Origin of the sequence: Pelagibacterium sediminicola (assembly GCF_003390885.1) — a bacterium.
Classification (GTDB): Bacteria; Pseudomonadota; Alphaproteobacteria; order Rhizobiales; family Devosiaceae; genus Pelagibacterium; species Pelagibacterium sediminicola.
This window is the reverse complement of record NZ_QMEL01000003.1, coordinates 178064-200183: the sequence shown is the minus strand read 5'-3', so window position 1 is coordinate 200183 and position 22120 is coordinate 178064. Positions and strand designations below refer to the sequence as shown.

18 protein-coding genes and 2 tRNA genes are annotated in these 22120 nt (G+C 63.3%); 11 read left to right on the top strand and 9 right to left on the bottom strand.

Annotated elements, in window-relative coordinates; all coding sequences use genetic code 11:
- Positions 1-84 precede the first annotated feature (84 nt).
- Positions 85-1710, top strand: coding sequence for a CTP synthase (locus DQG18_RS07210; RefSeq protein WP_116653568.1), 1626 nt, complete (start codon positions 85-87; stop codon positions 1708-1710).
- The gene (locus DQG18_RS07205) at positions 1710-1886 is read left to right on the top strand and encodes a DUF4169 family protein (protein ID WP_116653567.1); all 177 of its coding nucleotides are present in this window, start codon (positions 1710-1712) and stop codon (positions 1884-1886) included. Before DQG18_RS07210 ends, DQG18_RS07205 begins: the two co-directional genes overlap by 1 nt.
- Before the next feature lie 23 nt (positions 1887-1909).
- Here the strand turns inward: DQG18_RS07205 and DQG18_RS07200 are convergent, their stop codons facing one another.
- From DQG18_RS07200 to DQG18_RS07180, 5 genes are all read right to left on the bottom strand, one after another.
- Positions 1910-2497 (bottom strand): hypothetical protein, encoded by a 588-nt coding sequence (locus DQG18_RS07200; protein ID WP_116653566.1) that lies wholly within the window; start codon positions 2495-2497, stop codon positions 1910-1912.
- An 89-nt stretch (positions 2498-2586) separates the two neighbouring features.
- A complete protein-coding gene (locus tag DQG18_RS07195) occupies positions 2587-3114 on the bottom strand; it encodes a hypothetical protein (protein ID WP_116653565.1) in 528 nt (175 codons plus the stop codon).
- Between the two features lie 9 nt (positions 3115-3123).
- Positions 3124-3567, bottom strand: coding sequence for a hypothetical protein (locus DQG18_RS07190; RefSeq protein WP_116653564.1), 444 nt, complete (start codon positions 3565-3567; stop codon positions 3124-3126).
- 35 nt (positions 3568-3602) lie between these two features.
- Positions 3603-3678: transfer RNA gene (locus DQG18_RS07185), tRNA-Lys, on the bottom strand.
- Positions 3679-3774: 96 nt separating this feature from the next.
- Entirely contained in the window at positions 3775-4536 is a 762-nt protein-coding gene (locus DQG18_RS07180; RefSeq protein WP_157970049.1) for a hypothetical protein, read from the bottom strand.
- A gap of 156 nt (positions 4537-4692) precedes the next feature.
- On the opposite strand from DQG18_RS07180, the gene glmU reads away from it, so the two are divergent.
- A complete protein-coding gene (gene glmU, locus DQG18_RS07175) occupies positions 4693-6039 on the top strand; it encodes a bifunctional UDP-N-acetylglucosamine diphosphorylase/glucosamine-1-phosphate N-acetyltransferase GlmU (protein ID WP_116653562.1) in 1347 nt (448 codons plus the stop codon).
- 13 nt (positions 6040-6052) lie between these two features.
- The gene (glmS, locus tag DQG18_RS07170) at positions 6053-7879 is read left to right on the top strand and encodes a glutamine--fructose-6-phosphate transaminase (isomerizing) (protein WP_116653561.1); all 1827 of its coding nucleotides are present in this window, start codon (positions 6053-6055) and stop codon (positions 7877-7879) included.
- Between the two features lie 120 nt (positions 7880-7999).
- Here glmS and recG read toward each other — a convergent pair whose 3' ends face one another.
- Positions 8000-10108, bottom strand: a complete 2109-nt coding sequence (gene recG / locus DQG18_RS07165) for an ATP-dependent DNA helicase RecG (protein ID WP_116653560.1) — start codon at positions 10106-10108, stop codon at positions 8000-8002.
- 109 nt (positions 10109-10217) lie between these two features.
- Here recG and DQG18_RS07160 point away from each other — a divergent pair, with 109 nt between their 5' ends.
- The 3 genes from DQG18_RS07160 (at position 10218) to DQG18_RS07150 (ending at position 14828) form a co-directional block, all read left to right on the top strand.
- Positions 10218-10496, top strand: coding sequence for a succinate dehydrogenase assembly factor 2 (locus tag DQG18_RS07160; protein WP_116653559.1), 279 nt, complete (start codon positions 10218-10220; stop codon positions 10494-10496).
- Between the two features lie 17 nt (positions 10497-10513).
- Positions 10514-13984 carry a transcription-repair coupling factor gene (gene mfd, locus DQG18_RS07155; protein ID WP_116653782.1) on the top strand — a complete coding sequence of 1157 codons (3471 nt, stop codon included), beginning with the start codon at positions 10514-10516 and terminating at the stop codon, positions 13982-13984.
- A gap of 142 nt (positions 13985-14126) precedes the next feature.
- On the top strand, positions 14127-14828 hold the full coding sequence (locus DQG18_RS07150; protein ID WP_116653558.1) for an invasion associated locus B family protein: 702 nt from the start codon (positions 14127-14129) through the stop codon (positions 14826-14828).
- Between the two features lie 28 nt (positions 14829-14856).
- Here DQG18_RS07150 and DQG18_RS07145 read toward each other — a convergent pair whose 3' ends face one another.
- Entirely contained in the window at positions 14857-16011 is a 1155-nt protein-coding gene (locus tag DQG18_RS07145; protein WP_116653557.1) for an FAD-dependent monooxygenase, read from the bottom strand.
- A 301-nt stretch (positions 16012-16312) separates the two neighbouring features.
- Between DQG18_RS07145 and DQG18_RS07140 the strand changes: the two genes are divergently transcribed.
- From DQG18_RS07140 to DQG18_RS07125, 4 genes are all read left to right on the top strand, one after another.
- On the top strand, positions 16313-17215 hold the full coding sequence (locus DQG18_RS07140) for a TerC family protein (RefSeq protein ID WP_116653556.1): 903 nt from the start codon (positions 16313-16315) through the stop codon (positions 17213-17215).
- A gap of 7 nt (positions 17216-17222) precedes the next feature.
- The gene (locus tag DQG18_RS07135; RefSeq protein WP_116653555.1) at positions 17223-18191 is read left to right on the top strand and encodes a quinone oxidoreductase family protein; all 969 of its coding nucleotides are present in this window, start codon (positions 17223-17225) and stop codon (positions 18189-18191) included.
- Entirely contained in the window at positions 18191-19087 is an 897-nt protein-coding gene (yddG, locus tag DQG18_RS07130) for an aromatic amino acid exporter YddG (RefSeq protein ID WP_116653554.1), read from the top strand. Before DQG18_RS07135 ends, yddG begins: the two co-directional genes overlap by 1 nt.
- 70 nt (positions 19088-19157) lie before the next feature.
- Positions 19158-19247 (top strand) — tRNA-Ser (locus DQG18_RS07125).
- Positions 19248-19786: 539 nt separating this feature from the next.
- On the opposite strand, the gene DQG18_RS07120 is transcribed toward DQG18_RS07125, so the two are convergent.
- Positions 19787-21538 (bottom strand): SulP family inorganic anion transporter, encoded by a 1752-nt coding sequence (locus DQG18_RS07120; protein ID WP_116653781.1) that lies wholly within the window; start codon positions 21536-21538, stop codon positions 19787-19789.
- A 75-nt stretch (positions 21539-21613) separates the two neighbouring features.
- On the bottom strand, positions 21614-21874 hold the full coding sequence (locus tag DQG18_RS07115; protein WP_116653553.1) for a helix-turn-helix domain-containing protein: 261 nt from the start codon (positions 21872-21874) through the stop codon (positions 21614-21616).
- Between the last annotated feature and the right edge of the window lie 246 nt (positions 21875-22120).

Genomic DNA, 22120 nt, shown 5'->3' with positions numbered 1-22120 from the left:
GATGGAAACATCCCCTTCTTTTTTGTGTGAGCGCACTCAAAAAACGCGCTGCGAATCGATACGGCATATGTAAGGTAAAAGCCCATGGCTCGGTACGTTTTCATCACCGGTGGCGTGGTTTCCTCGCTTGGCAAGGGTCTTGCTTCCGCTGCCCTCGGCGCGGTGTTGCAGGCGCGCGGCTACAAGGTCCGCCTGCGCAAGCTCGACCCCTATCTCAACGTCGATCCGGGCACGATGTCGCCCTATCAGCACGGCGAGGTGTTCGTTACCGACGATGGCGCGGAGACCGATCTGGATCTGGGGCACTACGAGCGCTTCACGGGCCGTTCCGCCAACCAGAAGGACAACGTCACCACCGGGCGCATCTATTCGGACATTCTCGTCAAGGAACGGCGCGGCGACTATCTGGGCGCAACCGTGCAGGTGATCCCGCACGTCACCGACGAGATCAAGGCCTTCATCACCTCGGACAATGACGAGTTCGATTTCGTGCTCTGCGAGATCGGCGGTACGGTGGGCGACATCGAGGCGATGCCGTTCCTCGAATCCATCCGCCAACTCGGCAACGAGCTTCCGCGCGGAGACGCGGTGTTCGTCCACCTGACGCTGATGCCTTTCATCCCCAGCGCGGGGGAGTTGAAGACCAAGCCGACCCAGCATTCGGTCAAGGAGTTGCGCTCCATCGGCATCCAGCCCGACATCCTGCTCGTGCGCTGCGACCGCCCGATCCCCGAGGGGGAAAAGCACAAGCTTTCGCTGTTCTGTAACGTCCGGCCCTCCGCCGTCATCCAGGCGCTCGACGTATCTTCGATCTATGACGTGCCCATCGCCTATCACGAGGAAGGACTCGATGGCGAAGTGCTGGCCGCCTTCGGCATCACCGATGCGCCCGATCCCAAACTCGACGGCTGGCGCGAGATTTCGCACCGCATCCACAGCCCCGAAGGCGAGGTCAATATCGCCATCATCGGCAAATATACCGGGCTCAAGGATGCCTACAAGTCGCTCAACGAGGCGCTGGTCCATGGCGGCATCGCCAACCGCGTGAAGGTCAACATAAGCTGGATCGATTCCGAGGTCTTCGAGCGCGACGATCCCGGTCCCTATCTCGAGGGTATCCACGGCATTATGGTGCCCGGAGGGTTCGGCGAGCGCGGCTCGGAAGGCAAGATCAACGCGGCCCGTTTCGCCCGTATCCGGGGCGTCCCCTATTTCGGTATCTGCTTCGGCATGCAGATGGCCTGCATCGAGGCGGCCCGGAACACCGCCGGCATCGCCAAGGCCAGCTCGACCGAATTTGGACCGGCGAAGGAAGCCGTCGTGGGTCTCATGACGGAATGGGTCAAGGAAAACGAAAAGAAGGCCGGGTCCGACAAGGACCTCGGCGGCACGATGCGGCTCGGCGCCTATCCGGCCAACCTCGTGCGTGGCAGCCGGGTTGCCGATATCTACGGCACCAACCGCATCTCCGAGCGCCACCGTCACCGCTACGAAGTCAACATGAAGTACCGCAAGGTGCTCGAGGCCAATGGCCTGTTGTTCTCGGGCCTCTCGCCGGACGGGCAGTTGCCCGAGATCGTCGAGCGCACCGACCACCCGTGGTTCATCGGCGTGCAATACCACCCCGAACTCAAATCCCGCCCCTTCGAGCCGCACCCGCTGTTCAAATCCTTCATCTCGGCGGCGGTCGATCAGAGCCGGCTCGTGTGATGGCCGAAATCGTCAATCTGAGGTTGGCGAGAAAGCGCAAGGCGCGGGCCGGTGAGGATAAGAAGGCCGAAGCCAATCGCGCAAAGTTCGGCCAGACGAAAGCCGAGCGCGAAAAGCGCAAGGCCGAGGACAAGCTGGCTTCCCAGCGGCTCGACGGCCACAAGCTGGACGACTGAGGGTTAGCCCTGATCAGTTAGCCCTAAAACCCCGTCCTGAACCCGATCGTCGTGGCATTGGCGCTGCCGCCGCCGCCAAAGCTGTTCCATGCGCCCGACCGATGGTGAATGCGCCAGAACAGCTCGGTATCGGGGTTTTCCGCGCTCGAAAAACTGACCTCGGGGCTGAGATAGAACAAAACGTTGCCGGGCAGCCCGTCATGGTCTTCCCGCCACGCCTCGATCCCCATCGTATCGTCCACCACGCTGACTCCGAAGGTCAGCGCTGGCGAAATTCTTAAGCCGTCCCCGACAACGATCCCGTCATAGCGGCCCACCACGCCGCCCCAGATCTCGCCGGTCGTGCGCTCGGACCCGGCCCGGACGGCGCCGCCCACTTCAAGTCCGACCCGGAAATCGTCGAGAGGTTCGCCAAAGAACTGCTGGTATCCCGCGCCCAGAACGATGGTGTTCTCGTACCGCACGTCAAAGGGGTTCAGCATGTCGGCCATGTCGCCGGCTCCCATCGGGCCGCTCAGGATGAAAACGTTTCTATCCGATTGCTGGATGTCCTGGGCAAGTGCAGGCAATGCGAATACGCTCGCCGCAAGGGCGAAGGCTGCGATCTTCATGGCAAAAGCTCCGCCTGCCTGTTGGCAGGCTTATCGTTTCATTTGCCAGTAAAACGCCGCCGCGATTGCCCCGGTTCCGAGAAACAGGACTAGTCAGTCAGGACCAGAAGGACAGGACCGCTTGCAAGGAGGATGAGAATCAGCGCGATCCGCATCGGCCAGTTCCCCCGAATCCTGCCAAGCGGAAGCAGGCTCACGCCGAAAACGATCAGGGGACAAACGATCGCCGCCCGGACAAAACCCATGCCGATGAAATTGGCATAGTCGGCCAGTCGCAACAGCAGCCAGTACCCGGCCACGAACCCGGCGATCGCCGCCATCACCATCAAAAGGACGTCGGAGAAAACCCCGATCATTCGGTCGCAATAGGCGGAATCGATCACCAGCACGAGCCCGGTGATGACGAGAAAGGCCGCTGTCAGCGCCGATAGGGCGCGCAGATCGGTGAGCGCGGCAATCGAGCCGTGCGGGCCATAGTTGTCAAGGGCTGCTCTGCCCAAGCCACCCGGCAGATAGGTGCCCAGCACCCACACAAGCCCCAGCATGGCAAAGGCGCCCGCCGCAAAGGCGAGGGCAGTGACGGCGATGGCTTTGAGCCTTGAGGCGATCGTATTCATGCCGTGCTGTCAGGATTCGGGCGCGATGAAGACCGAATAGGCCGCGTAGCAATAGTTGGCCTCACAATCCTGCATGATGAGTTCCATTTCGATGCGCCCGGTATCGCCTGCGGTGAAATCGACGATGGGGTAATAATCGTCCTCGATATCCTCGGCCAGCACCGTCTTGTCGGGCGAATAGACCACGAGGTCGAGATCGAAACAGTCGTCATCACAATCGCCCATGATCTCGATGGTGCGCCCGGCGGGCACATCGAGCGATATGTGCGAGGCCGCGCCGGGGGTGAGCCGCACGATGCCGAAACTGTCGAGCACATAGCCCGGCGGCGCGATGTCGATATTTTCGAGCACCTGCTCATAGAGCAAGGACGTATGGACGTTCTGCGCGGCAAGCGGGACGGGCAGGGTCATCGCCGTGGCTGCAACGACCACGCCCCGAAAAAGTGTTTTCATCCTATGCCAGCGCCCCCGAATTTCCTGGAAAAGTTTGGTAGGCTCGACGGGATTCGAACCCGTGACAACTCGATTAAAAGTCGAGTGCTCTACCAGCTGAGCTACGAGCCCTTGAACCAGGGGGTCGCCTGTGCTGGCCGACGACGCGCGGAACATAGTATCTGAAGGCGCGGTGTCAACCGCTTTTTGGGTTTTGCAGACACCCGTTCAGTCAGGCCAGTCCTCGCCCACGAACGGCACGGGCTCACAGGCGATGCCCATCGCGGTCAGCGGCTCGCACAGGATATGCGCGGCTTCGTAATCGGCAAGCGGCCCTGCGATAATCCTAGCCTTGTCGAGTTCGTTGGTCTCTCCCATGACGAATGCAAGCTCGTTGAGCATCGGACCCGACCGCGTAAGGATTTCGCTGCGCCGCATGGAAACGCTCTGGCGCAGCACCTCGTTGCCCAGGGCAACGCCATAGCCGTCACCCAGCGGGGGCGGCATCGGCTGGTCGCCTGGCCCACTGGCGTCAACGTCCTCGAAAAGAGCGCTCTGACGCACGATGATGATACCGCCATCGGCCTCGTAGACTTCGGGGCTCGTCGCCGCGATGGAGGCGGTCAGCAGTGAACGGTCGATATCGGCGTCAAGCGGCAGGGATTCGATCAGCAGCGGAAGGCTGCGCTCGACCGCGGCAAGCCTGCGGATGACCTCGCCACTGTCGTCGTCGAGCAGGTTGAACCGCGAGAGCAGCGCGCGCGTATCGCGCGTCAGGCGCAGGTTCTCGGCCCGCACCTCCGCCATTCCCGTACGGAGCTGGTTGACATTGCCACCCTCAAGACGGCTGGCATGCAGGGCCGAGACGATGTTTTCAGGCACGAGCGCGCCCAGATTGACCGAAACGATGGCTATGGCCCCGCAAACCATTGCGGCAATGCCCCAGGTCGAAATGTCGGAGTGATCGGTGTTAAGGTTAGGCAAGGCCACGCGGCTCCCCTCCGGGGTGCGAATCAGTCCAGATCGTCCGGGTATTGTCACCGAGAGAAGTTATGGTTTTACCAACACCTTGCTGCCATAAAGTTGCGCGATGCCGCGAGCCGTATAAGGGCCACGCGAGCCGTATAAGGGCCAGGGGAGAAAACAATGAGCCAGTTTCTGACGATCGTGCTCGCCGCCGGCGAAGGTACGCGCATGAAGTCCTCAAGGCCAAAGGTTCTTCACGCTGTCGGCGGCCTCCCGATCGTCGGACATGTGCTCAAGGCCGCAAAAGGCGCGGGAGCCGACCGGGTCGCAATCGTAACCGGACCGGGCCATGACGCGGTGCGCAAGGCGATGGCCGCGCTGGTGCCGGACGTCGAGTTTTACGAGCAGACCGAGCGGCGCGGTACCGCGCATGCTGCCTCGATGGCCGAACCGGCCTTTCGCGATGCCGATGGTTATGTCGCCATCGTCTATGGCGACCACCCCCTGCTGCGGGCGGAAAATTTCGATGCGATAGGGGCAAGGCTGCAAGCGGGAGCCGATGCGGCGATCCTCGGCTTTGAACCCGCCGATCCGACCGGTTATGGCCGGTTCATCACCGATGGCGACAAACTCCTCGCCATCCGCGAACACAAGGACGCAAGCGAGGAGGAGCGCCGGATCGGGCTGTGCAATGCCTGCATTCTGACCTTCCGCGCCGAAATATTCCGCGAGCTGATCGGCAGGGTCGGGAGCGAGAACGCGCAGGGAGAGTTCTACGCCACCGATCTGGTCGAGCTCGCCAACGCCGCCGGATATACGGTCGGCTATGCCATTGCCCCAGAAGATGACGTGATGGGCGTCAATGACCGCGTGCAACTGGCGCACGCCGAGGCGATCTTCCAGAACCGGCGGCGCGAGGAGATGATGCGGGCAGGCGTCACCCTCATCGACCCGCAAAGCGTTTATTTTTCATTCGATACCGAACTCGCACCCGATGTCGCGGTCGAGCCCAACGTCGTGTTCGGGCCCGGTGTCAAGGTCGAGACCGGGGCGGCCATCCATGCCTTTTCCCATATCGAGGGCGCCCATATCGCGTCCGGCGCCACCGTGGGGCCGTTCGCGCGCCTGCGACCCGGCGCGGATCTGGCCGCAGGCGCCAAGGTCGGCAATTTCGTGGAGATCAAGAAGGCCAGTATCGGGGAGGGCGCCAAGGTCAGCCATCTGACCTATATCGGTGACGCCGAGATCGGGGCGCGGGCCAATATCGGGGCGGGCACAATCACCTGCAATTACGACGGCTACAACAAGGCGCGCACCATCGTGGGAGAGGGGGCCTTCATCGGGTCGAACTCCGCCCTCGTCGCGCCGGTCGAAATCGGTGCGGGCGCCTATGTCGCTTCGGGGTCGGTCATCACCGAACCGGTCGCCGACGCAGCGCTCGGCATCGGCCGTTCCCGCCAGATCAACAAGCCGGGCTACGGCAAGATTCTCAATGAGCGCTTCAAGGCGCAAAAGGAAAAGAACTAGGGGGCAATCAGGCATGTGCGGAATTGTCGGTATCATTGGTGTCGAGCCCGTGGCCGGACGGCTGGTGGAAGCGCTGAGGCGCCTCGAATATCGCGGCTATGACAGCGCGGGCATCGCGACTTTGACCGCAAAAGGACTCGACCGCCGCCGCGCCGAGGGCAAGCTGAACAATCTGGCCGAAAAACTGTCGTCGGAACCCGTCGAGGGCCTGATCGGCATCGGCCACACTCGCTGGGCGACCCATGGCGGGGCGACCGAGCGCAACGCCCACCCGCACATGACCGGCAAGGTCGCGGTCGTCCATAACGGGATCATCGAGAATTTCCGCGAACTGCTTGATGGCCTGGCGCTGGATGGCTATGCGCCCCAGAGTGAGACGGATACCGAATCCGTGGCCCTCTGGCTCACCCGCGCCATCGACAAGGGCGCAACGCCCGAAGAGGCCGTTGCGGCGCTTTTGCCCGAGTTGCGGGGCATGTTCGGGCTGGTGTTTCTGTTTGCCGATCACCCCGACCTGCTCATCGCCGCGCGGCAGGGCTCGCCGCTTGCCATCGGGCATGGCGAAAAGGAAATGTATCTGGGCTCGGACGCCTACGCGCTCGCCCCTTTCACCAATCAGGTGACCTATCTCGAGGAAGGAGACTGGGCGGTCATCCGGCCTTCCAGCGTCACCATCCGCAATTTTTCCGGCACGCCGGTCCAGCGCCAAAGGCAGGTTTCGACCGCCTCTGCGGCGCTGGCCGACAAGGGCAATCACCGCCATTTCATGGCCAAGGAGATTTACGAGCAACCCGAAACGGTCTCGCATACGCTCTCCCACTATATCGATCTCACCACCGAAAAGGTGACGCTGCGCGAAGAATTGCCCTTCGATTTCGCCAAGTTGCCGCGCTTGACGATAACCGCCTGCGGCACGGCCTATTATGCCGGGCTCGTCGCCAAATACTGGTTCGAGAAATACGCGCGCCTTCCCGTCGACGTCGATGTCGCGTCCGAATTCCGCTACCGCGAGCCGCCCCTGCCCGAAAAGGGACTGGCGCTGGTCATCTCCCAGTCGGGCGAAACCGCCGATACGCTCGCTGCGCTGCGCTATGCGGCCAAATCCGGCCAGCATATCGCCGCATTGGTCAATGTGCGTGAATCCACCATCGCCCGCGAGGCCGACGTGGTTTTCCCAACCCTCTGCGGCCCGGAGATCGGCGTCGCCTCGACCAAGGCGTTCACCGCCCAGTTGACGGCCCTTGCCAGCCTCGTCATCGCGGCGGGCGTCGCGCGTGGCGTCCTTGGCGACAGCGAGGCGCACGATCTGGTGCGCGCGCTGATTGAGTTGCCCGGTGCGATGGCTGATGCCCTTCGGCACGAAAACCACATCGAGGACATCGCGCGCAATCTCTCCAAATCCAAGGACGTGCTTTATCTGGGGCGCGGGCAGATGTTCCCGCTGGCGCTCGAAGGCGCTCTCAAGCTCAAGGAAATTTCCTATATCCACGCCGAAGGCTATGCCGCCGGCGAGCTCAAGCACGGCCCGATCGCGCTGGTGAACGAGGAAATGCCGGTCGTCGTCGTCGCCCCTTCCGACGGGTTGATGGAAAAAACCATCTCCAACATGCACGAAGTCGCCGCGCGCGGCGGCAGGATCATCCTCATCACCGACGACAAGGGCATCGCCGAAGCGGGCGATGGCGCGCCGGACATCATCGCCATGCCCGAGGTCAACCCCTTCGTCGCCCCCGTCGCCGCCGCCGTGCCGGTCCAGTTGCTGGCCTATCACACGGCGGTGTTCATGGGCACGGATGTCGACCAGCCGCGCAACCTCGCAAAGTCGGTGACGGTGGAGTAGGCCACGGTCTCTCCTCTCGCTGTCCCGGCCTTGAGCCGGGACCCACAGCGAACCCTCCACCGCTGTGAATCTGGAAATATGGTCCCCGGCTCAAGGCCGGGGAAGCGAATGGGGAAATGCTCACCCCGCCTTGATCAGCGGGATCGCAAGGTCCTTGCGGAAGACATAGAGCAGCATGCGCAGCGCCTCACCTTCCGGCCCCTTTAGGCCGGGGTTGTGGTCCAGTGCGGCGCGGGCGTCGTTGTGGGCCATTTCGAGCAGGTGGCTATGGACGTCCGGGACGGCGATGCGATAGCCGGGCATGCCCGACTGGCGCGTGCCGAGCAGGTCGCCATGGCCGCGCAATTCGAGGTCCTTTTCCGCGATCACAAAGCCATCGTCGGTCTTGCAGATCGTCTCGATGCGCGCCTTTGCCGTTTCGCTCAAGGGCTCGGTATAGAGCAAAAGGCACGCCGAACGCGCCGCGCCGCGGCCCACTCGTCCGCGCAACTGGTGCAACTGGGCAAGGCCGAACCGCTCGGCGTGCTCGATGATGATGATGGTGGCATCGGGTACGTCGACGCCAACCTCGATCACGGTGGTCGCCACCAGAATCTGCGCATCCCCGCTCTGGAACCGCTCCATGGCGGCCTGTTTCTCGCTCGCGCTCATGCGCCCGTGGACAAGCGCCACCTTGTCGCCAAAAACCTTCCTGAGTTCGGCGTGACGATCCTCTGCCGCGACAACGTCGAGCACCTCGCTTTCCTCGACCAGCGGGCACACCCAATAGGCCTGCACGCCCTCGTCGAAGCGCGCCCTGAGCCGCGCGATGACGCGGTCATATTCCGAGATCGGCAGGGCGGCGGTATCGATCGGCTGGCGTCCGGCGGGTTTTTCGCGCAGCACGGACACATCCATGTCCCCGAAATGGGTAAGGACAAGCGTGCGGGGAATGGGAGTGGCCGTCATCACCAGCAGGTCGGTCTTGTGCCCCTTTTCCGAGAGCGCCAGCCTTTGATGGACGCCAAAACGATGCTGCTCATCGACCACCGTCAGCCCCAGATTATGAAATTCCACCCCCGCCTGAAACAGCGCATGGGTGCCGACCGCGACATGGATCGCTCCGCTCGCCAGCCCTGCAAGAACCTTGCGGCGCGTGGCGGCGGGCATCTTGCCGGTCATCAGCACGACGTTCAGCCCGGCCTTTTCGGCAATCGGCTGCAGCGTCCTGAAATGCTGGGCGGCCAGAAGTTCGGTCGGGGCCATCAGCGCCGATTGCGCCCCATCCTCGGCAACCGCCGCCATGGCCATCAGCGCCACCACCGTCTTGCCGGACCCCACATCGCCCTGCAACAGCCGCGACATGCGGGTGGGTTTGGCCAGATCGTCCTTAATGTCGGCAATCGCCAACCGCTGGCCATCCGTCAGCGCAAAGGGCAGGGCCTCCTCCACGCGGCTGGTCAAGTCCCCCGTCATGTGCCGCGCAACGCCAGATGCCTTGACCAGCGTCGAGCGCACCAGCGAGAGCGCCAGTTGCCCGGCCAGATATTCGTCATAGGCCAGCCGCAGGCGGGCGGGTGAGACGATATCGCCCTCGCTGGGCCGTTTGGGCGCGTGGATATGGCGCAGCGCATCGCCAAATCCGGGCCAGGCCATGACGGCCCTGCGATCGTGGCCGATCCATTCGGGCATGACGGGTATGGCTTCGAGCGCGGTTGCAACGACCCTGCGCAGGGCCTTCGACGACAGCCCATGCGTCAGCGGATAGACCGGCTCTACCAGCGGGAGCGTATCGAGCTTTTCGGGTTCGACGATGTAATCGGGGTGCGTCATCTGCTTTTCGCGTCCGAAAAACCCGATTTCGCCGGAGACGTAGCGCGTCTCCCCGATGGGCAGGGAGCGCTCCACCCAGCCCCCCTTGGCGCCGAAAAAGATCAGCGTTATCTCGCCGGTCTCGTCATGCGCCCTCACCCGTAGAGGGGCGCGGTTGTTGCCGCGCGGGGGAACGATATGTTCGTCGATATGGAGTTTGAGTGTTGCGATCGACCCCACCGGGGCAAAGGCGATGCCGTTCTGGGCGCGGCGATCGATGACACCCGAAGGCATGTGCATCAGCACGTCGAGTACGACCGCTTCCTGCCCCTCGGGCGCCCCGAAGAACCTGGAAAACAGCGCGCCAAGCTGCGGGCCGACACCCTTGAGGGATGTCAGCGTGCGAAATAGCGGGTTGAGTGTGTCGGGACGCGGCACGATTCGCTCTTCAACTATTGCCTCGTCGCGACGTTAACCCGCGCACAAAAGGCTGACAAACACGGTTTGAGGTCTTATGAAGACCCTCCATCAAAGAGACTCCTCACCCATGACTGACAGCGAAAGCATCGAAATCCGGCGCAAGCGCGTGCTTTACCGCGCAAACCATCGCGGCACGCAGGAAATGGACATCCTCATCGGGGGATTCGTCGCCGACGGGCTCAAGGGATTCGATGCCGCCATGCTCGACCGGCTCGAAGCGCTGATGGACGAGGAGGAAACCGACCTGCAGGCCTGGATCATGGGCCAGCAGACCGTCCCCGAAACGGTCGACCGCGCGCTGATCGATGCCATCCGCAATCACAAGATCGCAAAGGCCGGCGCGTGACTGTGGATTCCGCCGCAATGCTCGACCGTCCCTCGCGTATTCTTGCCAACCTCCCGGATGGCATGCAGCCTTTCGTGCTCGCTCACGAGATAGAGCAGCGCCTTAAAGAAAACGCACAGTCTCCTGTTTCCATTGTCTTTGTCGCGCGCGACGGCCGCCGGTTGCTGCGCATGGCGGAAATCCTCGAAACGCTGCTGCCCGGCCATCCGGTGGTGACCGTTCCGGCTTGGGATTCGCTCCCCTATGACCGCGTATCGCCCAACGCGGTGACCATCTCGGCGCGCATGGCGGCGTTGAGCCGTCTTGCCGATCCGTCCTCGCGTGGCGTGATCGTCCTCACCGCCGTCAACGCCCTCATCCAGCGCGTCGTGCCGCGCGATATCGTTTCGCGCATGACCTTTTCCGCTTCCGCCGGGGCCATGGTGGACAGCGAAAAGCTTGCCGCATGGGCTGCGGACAATGGTTACCTGCGCGTGCCAACGGTCCGCGAGGCGGGCGAATTTGCCGTCCGGGGCGGGCTGGTCGATCTTTTCCCCGCCGGGCAGGAAACGCCGCTGCGCTTCGATTTCTTCGGCGCCCAGCTCGAAACCATCCGCTCTTTCGACCCCGAAACCCAGCGCACAACCGGCAATCTCAAGTCCATAACGCTGGTCCCCATGAGCGAAGCGCTGCTCAACGAGGAGACCATCCGCCGCTTCCGCCGCAATTATACGACGGCCTTTGGCGGCAACACGGCGGACGATCCGCTTTACGGCGCGATAAGCGCCGGCCAGCGCTATCCGGGCATGGAGCACTGGCTGCCGTTCTTTTACGAAAAGATGGAATCGCTCGCCGATTACACCGGCGATGCGCCCTATTATTTCGACGAGCAGGCACGCGAAGCCTTTCTCGAACGACGCGAACAGATCGCCGATTATTACGATACGCGCGTGCAGGCGCGGGAGCAGGGTGGGGCGGCGGGCGCGCCCTATAAGCCCATCCGGCCCGAATTGCTCTACCACATGGACGAGCCGCCATACGCCCTGGCGCTGGGGCGTGAGGTGAGCGAGCTTTCTGCCTTTATGCCCGCCGACCAGAACCTGCCGGTCATCGATTGCGCAGGCAAGCTTGCCCCGAACTTTGCCGCCGAACGGCAGGCCGCCGATACCAATCTTTTCGAGGCGGTGATCGCCCGCATCAAGACCGAGGCAAGGGCCGGGCGCAAGACGATCATCACCTGCTGGTCCGAGGGGACGCGCGACCGCATGGGGCAGGTGCTGCGCGACCACGGGCTCAAGGCCGTCAGGGCGCTCGACAACTGGCAGCAGACCACGAAACTCAAGGTGGGCCAGCTCGGCCTCATCGTGCTGCCGCTCGAAACCGGCTATCTCGCCAACGACATCGCCGTCATCTCCGAGCAGGACATTCTGGGCGAGCGCATCATCCGCGCGACCCGCCGCCGCAAGGCGTCCGATGCGCTGACCGAAGCCACCAGCCTTTCGGCGGGCGATCTCGTCGTCCATGTCGATCACGGAATCGGACGGTTCATCGGCCTCAAGGCAATCGAGGTCACCGGGGCGCCGCACGATTGCGTCGAAATCGAATATGCCCGTGGCGACAAGCTCTATCTGCCGGTCGAGAACATCGAATTGCTCTCGCGCTACGGGTCCGAGGGCGGCGCAGAGCTGGATCGCCTGGGCGGGGTTGCCTGGCAGGCGAAAAAATCGCGGCTCAAGCAGCGCATCCGCGACATGGCCGAACAGCTCATCCGCATCGCGGCGGCGCGGGAGATGGCCTCGACCGCCCCCGTCGAGGTCCAGACCGGTGCCTACGATGAATTTTGCACCCGCTTTCCCTATGAGGAAACCGAGGATCAGCTTACCGCCATCGATGCGGTGTTCGATGACCTGACCTCGGGCCGCATCATGGACCGGCTGGTGTGCGGGGACGTCGGCTTCGGCAAGACCGAGATCGCCCTGCGCGCGGCCTTCGTCGTTGCCATGAGCGGGCGGCAGGTCGCCGTCGTCGTGCCGACCACGCTCCTGTCGCGCCAGCACTTCAAGACCTTTTCAGAGCGTTTCGCGGGCCTTCCCGTCCGCGTGCGGCAGGCGTCGCGCCTCGTTCCGGCCGCCGAACTCAAGGCTGTCAAGGAAGGCCTCAAGGATGGCAGCGTCGATATTGTCATCGGCACCCACGCGCTGCTCTCCAAATCGGTCAGCTTCCGCGATCTGGGCCTGCTCGTGATCGACGAGGAGCAGCACTTCGGCGTGGCGCACAAGGAACGCCTCAAGGAGATCAAGCACAACGTCCACGTGCTGACGCTTTCGGCGACGCCCATTCCGCGCACGCTGCAACTGGCCCTGACCGGGGTGCGCGACCTGTCGCTGCTGGCGACCCCGCCGGTCGACCGCCTTACCATCCGCACCTTCGTTTCCCCCTTCGACCCGCTGGTGGTACGAGAGGCGCTGCTGCGCGAGAAATATCGGGGCGGACAAGCCTTTTATGTCTGCCCGCGCATTTCCGATCAGGCCGACATCGCCCAGTTCCTCAGGGATCACGTGCCAGAAGTCAGCTTCGTCGTTGCCAACGGCCAGATGCCGCCGCAGGCGCTCGATGATACGATGAACGCCTTTTATGACGGCAAGTTCGACGTCTTGGTCGCCACGACCATCGTGGAATCGGGCCTCGACGTCCCCACGGCCAACACGCTGATTGTGCACCGTGCCGACAAGTTCGGGCTGGCGCAGTTGTACCAGATCAGGGGCCGCATCGGACGTTCCAAGACGCGGGCTTATGCAATCTTCACGGTTCCGCCCGACCGCAAGCTCAACGATCAGGCGCAGCGCCGCCTGCAGGTGCTGCAATCGCTCGAATCGCTGGGCGCGGGCTTCCAGCTCGCCAGCCACGACCTCGATATCCGCGGCGCGGGCAACCTTTTGGGCGAGGAACAGTCCGGCCATATCCGCGAGGTCGGATTCGAGCTTTATCAGTCCATGCTCGAGGAAGCCGTTGCATCGCTCAGGAGCGGGCAGGGGGCCGACGAAGAGGACGGCCAGTGGTCGCCGCAGATTTCGCTCGGCATGCCCGTCATGATCCCCGAGGGCTATGTCCCCGACCTTCAGGTCCGCATGCAGCTTTACCGGCGGCTGGGCGAGCTTTCCGATCCACGTGAGATCGATGCCTTCGGCGCCGAACTCATCGACCGCTTCGGCCCGCTCCCCGACGAGGTCGAAGGGCTCCTGAAGGTCGTTCTGGTCAAATCCTTCTGCCGCACGGCCAATGTTGAAAAGGTCGAGGCGGGACCCAAGGGCGCGCTCATAACATTGCGGCACAACAGCTTCCCCAACCCCGCCGGGCTCGTGCGCCATATCGGCGATCCCGCGCAGGCGGCAAAACTGCGTCCCGACCAGAAGATCATGTTCGCGCGCAACTGGCCGACCGCCGAACAACGGCTCAAGGGGGCCGCGGTTCTCCTGTCGCGCCTTGCAAGGCTCGCCGGCGAGGCCTGATGCGTTTGGGCCACAAGCGCGAGCCATAAGGATTGGAATGGGCAATCCGTCATGCTATTGCCCGATTTCGCCGCTCTTGAAAAATGCCAAACGACGAACTCCGGCGGGACGCTAGACCCTGCCCAGATATACGGGAATATCGATGACTGTAAAAAACGCCATTCTTGCTGGCCTCGTTGCCGTGGGGCTGTCCATGGGCGGCCCGCTCGTCGCGCTCGCGCAGGACTCGGGGCTGGTCGACGAAACGGCCGAAGTCGCCGAGCGCAATCCGGAAGACAACTGGCTCAAGGTCTGCTCCAATCTCGAAGACGGGCGCAAGGCCTGTATCATGCGCCAGGTGGTGACCAATGCGGGCATCTTCGTGGGCTCGTTCCTCCTGCGCGACGATCCGAGCCAGGACAGCCGCCTGCTGGCCGTAGGCTCCGTTCCCGTCGGCGTCATCCTGCCCGCCAACATGTCTTGGCAGATCGATGGGGCCAAGCCGGTGCGCGTGCCCTACATGCTTTGCGACCCCAATGCGTGCAGCGCCCAGACCGTGATCAACGAGGCCTTCGTGCAGGCGCTCAAGCGCGGCGCCAAGCTGTCGCTGACCTACACCAACCGGCAGTTCGAGCCGGTGGTCGTGGATATCGACCTCGCTGGCTTCACAGCGGTTTATGACGACCCCGAGGGCATCGATATCGACGAGCTCAATCAGGCCAACTCCACCGAGAACGTGCTTGAGCAGGTGCTTCAGGATCGCGCCCAGCAGCTCCGTCAGCAACTCGAGCAGAACGGCGATGCGGAAGCCGCGCCGGCCGAACCTGCCGAGGGTGAACCCGCCGAGGAAGCTCCGGCCCAGTAAGGCCGAGCCTGCAAACTGTCGGATTTTTCTACCGGCCCATGCCGAAGGCGATAGCCCGCCTTCGCAGGGCCGGTATCGTTTTGAGTGCCCACAAGCCACCCGTGCGCAGAGCCTGCGCGGGCAGCCAGCCCGAAAGCAGCGACCGGAACAGCGAATCGACGAACACGCCGGTACGGGTCAGGTCGCTGGCGCGCGAGCGGCCATAGGCGCGCGCAACGCTATCCGCCCAGCCCCACGCGCCGGGATTGGCAGCGGCAAGGCACGCGGCAAGATCCTCGACATCGCGCAGCCCCAGATTGAGCCCCTGCGCCCCGATCGGCGGGAAGGCATGGGCTGCCTCGCCGACCAGCACGGCGGCGTTCTTTCCGGCCACGTCGACGCTGAGCGTCGAGAGCGGGAAGACGAAGGTGGGGGTCACCGGGGTGACCCGCCCAAAAAGGTGCATCGATTTTTCCGCCAGCGCGGCGGCCAGGGTTTCCGGGTCGCGCCGCGCCGCCTCGAGGACGGACATCTTGTCGATCCAGACCAGATTTGCCTTGTGACCGCCGGCGGGAACGAAGGTGAAGGGGCCGTCGGGGTAATGGAACTCGGTCGAACACCCCTCCAATGGCCGCTCCAGTTCGAGATCGCCGACCAGTGCCGACTGCGCGAAACGGCGCTCGCGCACCTCGATCCCGGCCAGCTTGCGCACGCTTGAAGCCTTGCCATCCGCACCGACCAGCAGCCGAACCTGAACTTGCGTGCCATCGCCAAGGGAAAGGGTCCAGAGTTCCTCGCCGCGCTCCGCCGTCGCGAGGGTGGTTTGCAGCGTGGTCAGATCATCCAGTCCCGCCGCCGCGCTCTCGAACGCTTTGCCCAGCCGTTCATTGCCAAAATTCCAGCCAAATGCTTCATGATCGAATTCCGATGACTTAAAGAAGGTCTCGGGTGCGCGCAAAAACCTGTCGGTCGCATCGATGATGCGGATGCTTTCAAGCGGAACGCCGAGTGCCGCAGGTTCATCGATCAACTCGGCCTTGCGCATGAAGTCGACGCTGGGCAGCATGAGGGCCGAGGTCCGGCGATCGGGGGGAGCCGCTGGCGCGATATGGATCGTTGAAAACCCGGCGCGCGCCGCGCTCACCGCCGCCGCTTTGCCGGTCAGCCCGCCGCCGATAACGGCGATGTCGAAAACTTCTGCCATTGTCAGATCCTTGTGTGCCCTGAAAGATAGGGCCGTGCACCCCGGCGGGCAAGACAGGGCAGGGCGCTGCGTTCAAATGCCCCTATTTCGCCGCTCTTGCAGCCGACCTTCAATAAAAGCGCCTAACAGAACCAGAGATGGCCACGATGGGGTTTGGACGAGTCGGATGCAAGGACAGGCGCGCGGGCGATACCGGGGGTATCGCCAAGCGACTGGACACGGCAGCCATCTCTGGTTCTGTTAGGCGCTCTAAGAGCGCCGGGCGGTCGCTTGCCAGCACTTCAAACGCAAGAGTAAGCCAATGATCGAATTTTTCCTCGACCCCGCCTTCTGGGCGACGCTTGCCATCCTGATCGGGCTCGAACTCGCCCTCGGGGTCGACAACATCGTTTTCGTATCGCTCGTTCTGGCGCGCGTCCCCGAGGAGCAGCGCGACCTCGCCCGCCGCATCGGCCTTGCGATCTCCGCCATCGTCCAGATCATCGTCCTGGCCATAATGCTGTGGATCGCCGGGATCGACCGCACCGCCTTCACCCTCGGGCCATGGGCGCCGGGCTGGAACGAACTGGCCTTCCTCGCAGGGGGGCTGTTCCTTGTCTACAAGGCCGTTTCCGAACTTCATATCCATATCGAACACGGCCCACGCCTGCCCGCCGAGCCGCCCAGATCAGATCCCGACATGTCGTTCGCCACCGCCATCGTACAGGTTACGCTCATCAATGCGGTCTTTTCGGTCGACACCATCATCACCGCCGTGGGCGTCACCCGCTCGGTCGAGGTCATCGTCGTCGCCATCCTCGCGACCACCGCGATCATCTATTTCGCGACCGCTCCTCTCTCGGCCTTTATCGCCCGCCACAAATCGGTGCGCGCGCTGGCGCTGGCCTTCCTGCTCCTGATTGGCGGCTCGCTGATCTCCGAGGGGCTGGGCGTCACGCCCGATCCAATGCTGCTCTACGCGGTCGTCGGTTTCGGTACGCTCGTCCTTGCCGCCGTAAAACTTTCCGGCCACCTGCGCGGAAGACCCGAACCTGCCACTGCCGTCCCGCAAGAGCCGGTGCTGGAGGCCGCACAAACCGATGAAATCGCCCGCGACGACGAGGCGCTTGAGATACCCGCGCCCATCGTGCAAGAGTCCACCCCGAAGCGCCGCCCCGCACGCCGCAAGAGGGCGCGCAGAACCAGGGCCTCACCGCGAGGGTAGAATTTTCATGAAAGCAGTTTTTGTCGATCAGTTCGGCGGCGCCGAAGTGCTCTCCATGCGTGATCGGGAACTGCCCGAACCCGGATCGGGGGAAGTTGCCATCCGCCAGCACGCGATTGGCGTCAACTTCATCGATATCTACCACCGCAGCGGCCTTTACCCCAACCCGCTACCGCTGGTTCCCGGCTCGGAAGGCGCTGGCGAAGTCATCGCCGTCGGCCCGGGTGTCAGCGGCTTCAAGGTCGGCGACCGCGTCGCCTATCAGGGCACCATTGGCGCCTACGCCCAGGAGCGCATCCTGCCTGCCTCGCGTGCCATCCTGCTGCCCGACTCGATCAGCTACGAAATCGCCGCCGCGATCATGCTCAAGGGCCTTACTGCCTACTACCTCCTGTTCCTCACCTGGCCGGTTCGGGCGGGCGAAACCATCCTGTTCCATGCAGCAGCCGGGGGAATGGGTCTCATCGCCTGCCAGTGGGCCAGATCCATCGGGGCGAAGGTCATCGGCACCGCGGGTAGCGCTGAAAAGGTTGCACTGGCCCTCGCCAACGGCTGCGATCACGTCATCAATTACACCGAAGAGCACTTTCCCGACCGGGTCCGCGAGATCACCGGTGGCAAAGGCGTCGATGTCGTTTACGACGGGGTAGGGCAGGCGACCTTCGAGCCGTCCCTCGATTGCCTGCGTCCGCTGGGCTTAATGGTGAGCTACGGCAATGCCACCGGGCCCGTCTCCATCCCCGATCTGGGCATCCTTGCCCGCAAGGGATCGCTGTTCCTGACCCGCCCCACCGGCCTTCATTATTTCGCCGAGCGCAACGCGCTGGTCTCCGGCGCCAAGGCGCTGTTTGCGGCCATAGAATCGGGGGCCATAAAGCCCCATATCGGCCAGACCTTCCCGCTGGCAGAGGCCGGAGATGCGCACCGGGCGCTTGAAGGACGCGGGACGGTCGGCTCGACCATTCTCATTCCCTGATGGTCCGGGCAACGCTTATCGGGTTCACAGCGATCCTGATGTGGTCGCTGCTGGCGGTGCTGAGCGCGCTTTCGGGCGCGGTGCCGCCATTCCTGCTGTGCACCTTTTCTTTCGCCATAGCCACGGTGATCGGGGTTGCCGTCGGCGCTGCCTCGCCCAAGCCGGCGACCCCGGTAAAAGTGCCGCCGCTGGCATGGGCCGTCGGGATCGTGGGGCTTTTCGGCTACCACTTTTTCTATTTCACCGCCGTGCGCAACGCCCCGGTCGTCGAGGCCAATCTCATCAACTATCTCTGGCCGCTCCTGATCGTGCTCGGTTCGACGCTCATGCCCGGCGAACGGCTGAAATGGCACCATGTGGCGGGCGCGCTGCTGGGGCTGGCCGGAACGGTATTGATTGTCACCAATGGCGGCCGGTTCGCCTTCGAGCCTGCCTATCTCCCCGGTTATCTTATCGCGGTTCTCGCCGCCGTCACCTGGGCGGCCTATTCGCTGCTCTCGCGCCGCTTTGCGCAGGTGCCGACCCGCATGGTCACCTGGTATTGCGCCGCCGCCGCGCTTCTCTCGCTCATTTGCCATCTGGTGCTGGAAGAAACCCTCATGCCGCAGGATGCCGTGCAATGGCTGGCCGTCATCGGCATGGGGCTGATGCCAGTCGGGGGCGCGTTCTTCGTCTGGGACTACGGGGTCAAGCGCGGCAACATCCAGCTTCTCGGCGTCGCGAGTTACGCCGCGCCCCTTCTTTCAACTCTCATCCTCATCGTTGCCGGGTTCGCTCCACTGACCCCGGTCATCGTCATCGCTTGCATCCTCGTCACCGGCGGCGCGATGCTGGCCTCGATGGACGTATTGATCCGCCCGCGCAAAAAGGCGGACATGCCGATGCCATCCCCGTGAGCACACTGGACAGCCGGGCGGCGAACCGCTAAATCGCGATGGGCAACGGCACGCCGCGCATAGGCGAAACGGGTGGGTGGCAGAGTGGTTGATTGCACCGGTCTTGAAAACCGGCGGGCGTGAGAGCGTCTCGGGAGTTCGAATCTCCCCCCACCCGCCACTTGCCTTTCCGACAACATTCTCCTCATCCGGCTACCGCCGGATTTTCTCGTTGTTTTAGAGGGTTATAGCGATTGGGCTGAACACTGGCTCTATCACCAAGATGCCCGAAAATGCTCTCTCGTGGCCGATATTCTCTAAACCTGAAGACTCGTCGTTTTTAGTGAATAGCTTTGTAAGCTATTGAAATACATCAGTTTTCAGTGGGAGCATGAATGGAGTTGGATCCCGGTTCCATTAGGTCAAGATGAAACTGGGATCGAACCACCGCGTCCCTTCTAAGGCGCTGAGCAGCGCGTCTTTTGCTGCGGCAAGTTGCTGTCAGCGATCGAACTTATCTCAGTCGTTCCAACATCACGGGCACCTTCCGAAAGCCGTCGCTCCCAGCGCACCGACTATCGGCATGATCGGGACCGGAACCGGCCGGTCCGGTTCTGGCGACGAAACGGAGAATGCCGCCGTTCAGCTGCCGACCCCACCTTTGCCCTTCCCGCAGCTTTTGTCTCTGATCGAAAGCAGCCATTGTTCAGCGCCTACAAACTACTGAGAGGCAAGGACGGCGGCACTGTCCTGTCTTTCACTTTCCTTAGTAGCTTGCGCAGCTTCAATGTTGGTGATTGCATCCTGGACGTTCGCCGCATAGCGCACCAGCGGTTTCCTGAGACCATGGGTGATGAACGCGCGCCGGATGTCCCGGCTTGCACCTGTCAGCCAGAGCGTGACGTCGCGTCGATGCGCCTTGTGCGCCAGACCTTCGATCATGTTGGCGCCGGTCGAGTCGAGGAACGGCACCTCGGAGAAGTCAACGATCAGCGCCTTGTGGGTGTCCTGGATACGGTCGAGAACCGAACCGATCGAAGCCGTCGCGCCGAAGAACAGCGCCCCGCTGATGCGGTAGATGACGACATCTGGGTCCGCCGCCTGTTCCTCGTCATAGGCCTCGCGCGGGCGCACGGTGTCCGCCTCATCGCGGCCGACGAAGGCGGTATTGGTGGCAACCTCGGTCGTCCGGCTCATGCGGTGGATGAACAGGACCGACCCGAGCGCGAAGCCGACGACGATGGCCTCGGTCAGGTCGCGGAAGATGGTCAGGAAGAAGGTGGCGCCAAGCACTGTCGCCTCACCCCAGCCCGAGCGCAGCAGGATCGCGATGGCGGGCTTCTCGATCATGTTCCACGCCACCACGGCCAGCAATCCCGCCAGTGCCGCAAGCGGGATGTAGGCGGCGAGTGGCGCCGCCACGAGCATGAAGAGAAGAATGAACACCGCGTGCAGCATCCCCGCGACCGGCCCATGCGCGCCGGCACGCACGTTGGTCGCTGTGCGTGCGATGGTTCCCGTCACGCAGAAGCCGCTAAAGAGCGCCGAGCCGATGTTTGCCGCCCCCTGAGCGACTAGCTCGCAGTTCGAGCGGTGCCTGCGGCCGGTCATGCCGTCGGCGACGACTGCCGACAGAAGCGACTCGATGGCGCCAAGAAGGGTGAAGGAGATCGCAGCCGGAAGAACCGCCATGATCTTCTCCATCGACAGATCCGGCAGGCTCGGGGCCGGCAGTGACGACGGGATGCCGCCGAACTTCGTGCCGATGGTCTCTACGGGCAGCCCCAGGAGGGCGGCCCCCGCCGCAGCCAGCCCGACCGCGATGAGCATGCCCGGCCAGTGTGGACGCCAGCGGCGCAAGCCGAGGATGACCGCAACTGTCGCGACGGACAGGAGGACCGCAGCAGGCGTTACGCTGTCCCGGACCGCCCACAAGGCGGGAAGCTTCTCCAGAAGCTCGCCAGGCTCATGCTCCAGCGCCAGCCCGAACAGCTCCCTGATCTGACTGGCGAAGATGATCACCGCAATGCCCGCCGTGAACCCGACGGTCACCGGGAAGGGAATGAACTTGATGAAGGTGCCGAGCCGCAGGAACCCGACAGCGGCCAGCATCAGTCCCGACAGGAACGTCGCGAGGATCAGCCCATCCATTCCGTGGAGCGCGACGGTGCTGGCCACCAGAACGATGAAGGCGCCGGCTGGGCCACCGACCTGGAAGCGCGAGCCGCCGAGGAGCGAGACGAGGAACCCGCCCACGATGGCGGTGTAGAGGCCCTGCGCCGGAGTTGCGCCCGATGCAATAGCGATGGCCATGGACAGCGGCAGCGCCACGATGGCGACGGTCAGTCCGGCGATGGCGTCGGCGCGCAATTGTGGCAGCCCGTAGCCTTCGCGCAGGACAGTGACGAGTTTCGGGGTGAAGAGCTCGGCGAAGCTCGGAGCGTCGCTCTGTCTGGTGGTCTGGTCTTCCATCTTCGGCCGCACCTTTGAGGGTTGCGGCGGGATCGTCGGCATGTCGTCGGCGGTCGCCGTCGCGGGGTTGAGGGATCAGTGTCTGGGTGGGGGCGCCTTCAGGCGCACGCCTCGTCCGCTTGCCGTGCTGGCGGATCCTTCTCCGATGAGTTCGACGCCAGCAAGTTCGAGTGCCGCGACCACCTTGGTCAGGCTATCTACGACACCACGCACATTTCCATTGCTGGCTTCCATGCGCTGTATTGTCGGAACGGAAAGCCCGGCTAGTTCCGCCAGTGTCTTCTGGTCGATACCGAGCATGGCGCGCGCGGCGCGCATCTGTGGCCCAGTGATCATAGGAGTCCTCTAAACACACAATGATTGATGCCTAGATCGTCGACGTTGATATGTCAAATATCGATATGAGGGTTCTGGATATGCCGCCAAAACTTTGTCGACAAAGAAGCCTATGTGGCACCCTGCAAGCACGGGGCAAACAAGCCGAGGCCGCTTTCGGCGGCGCCACGCCAAAACCCGACAGTCCGTTTTCCACCCCTTGTGGATGCAAGTGGATGAGGAACCAGCCTTGCGAAGCGGTCATCC

Excerpts from the sequence above, each read along its gene's own strand:
- DQG18_RS07120 (WP_116653781.1), bottom strand. The coding sequence starts at position 21,538 with ATGGAAGACCAGACCACCAGACAGAGCGACGCTCCGAGCTTCGCCGAG.
- DQG18_RS07190 (WP_116653564.1), bottom strand. The coding sequence starts at position 3,567 with ATGAAAACACTTTTTCGGGGCGTGGTCGTTGCAGCCACGGCGATGACC.
- yddG (WP_116653554.1), top strand. The coding sequence starts at position 18,191 with ATGGTCCGGGCAACGCTTATCGGGTTCACAGCGATCCTGATGTGGTCG.
- DQG18_RS07160 (WP_116653559.1), top strand. The coding sequence starts at position 10,218 with ATGACTGACAGCGAAAGCATCGAAATCCGGCGCAAGCGCGTGCTTTAC.
- DQG18_RS07115 (WP_116653553.1), bottom strand. The coding sequence starts at position 21,874 with ATGATCACTGGGCCACAGATGCGCGCCGCGCGCGCCATGCTCGGTATC.
- DQG18_RS07150 (WP_116653558.1), top strand. The coding sequence starts at position 14,127 with ATGACTGTAAAAAACGCCATTCTTGCTGGCCTCGTTGCCGTGGGGCTG.
- glmS (WP_116653561.1), top strand. The coding sequence starts at position 6,053 with ATGTGCGGAATTGTCGGTATCATTGGTGTCGAGCCCGTGGCCGGACGG.
- DQG18_RS07135 (WP_116653555.1), top strand. The coding sequence starts at position 17,223 with ATGAAAGCAGTTTTTGTCGATCAGTTCGGCGGCGCCGAAGTGCTCTCC.
- mfd (WP_116653782.1), top strand. The coding sequence starts at position 10,514 with ATGCTCGACCGTCCCTCGCGTATTCTTGCCAACCTCCCGGATGGCATG.
- DQG18_RS07210 (WP_116653568.1), top strand. The coding sequence starts at position 85 with ATGGCTCGGTACGTTTTCATCACCGGTGGCGTGGTTTCCTCGCTTGGC.
- glmU (WP_116653562.1), top strand. The coding sequence starts at position 4,693 with ATGAGCCAGTTTCTGACGATCGTGCTCGCCGCCGGCGAAGGTACGCGC.
- DQG18_RS07145 (WP_116653557.1), bottom strand. The coding sequence starts at position 16,011 with ATGGCAGAAGTTTTCGACATCGCCGTTATCGGCGGCGGGCTGACCGGC.
- DQG18_RS07205 (WP_116653567.1), top strand. The coding sequence starts at position 1,710 with ATGGCCGAAATCGTCAATCTGAGGTTGGCGAGAAAGCGCAAGGCGCGG.
- DQG18_RS07195 (WP_116653565.1), bottom strand. The coding sequence starts at position 3,114 with ATGAATACGATCGCCTCAAGGCTCAAAGCCATCGCCGTCACTGCCCTC.
- DQG18_RS07200 (WP_116653566.1), bottom strand. The coding sequence starts at position 2,497 with ATGAAGATCGCAGCCTTCGCCCTTGCGGCGAGCGTATTCGCATTGCCT.
- DQG18_RS07140 (WP_116653556.1), top strand. The coding sequence starts at position 16,313 with ATGATCGAATTTTTCCTCGACCCCGCCTTCTGGGCGACGCTTGCCATC.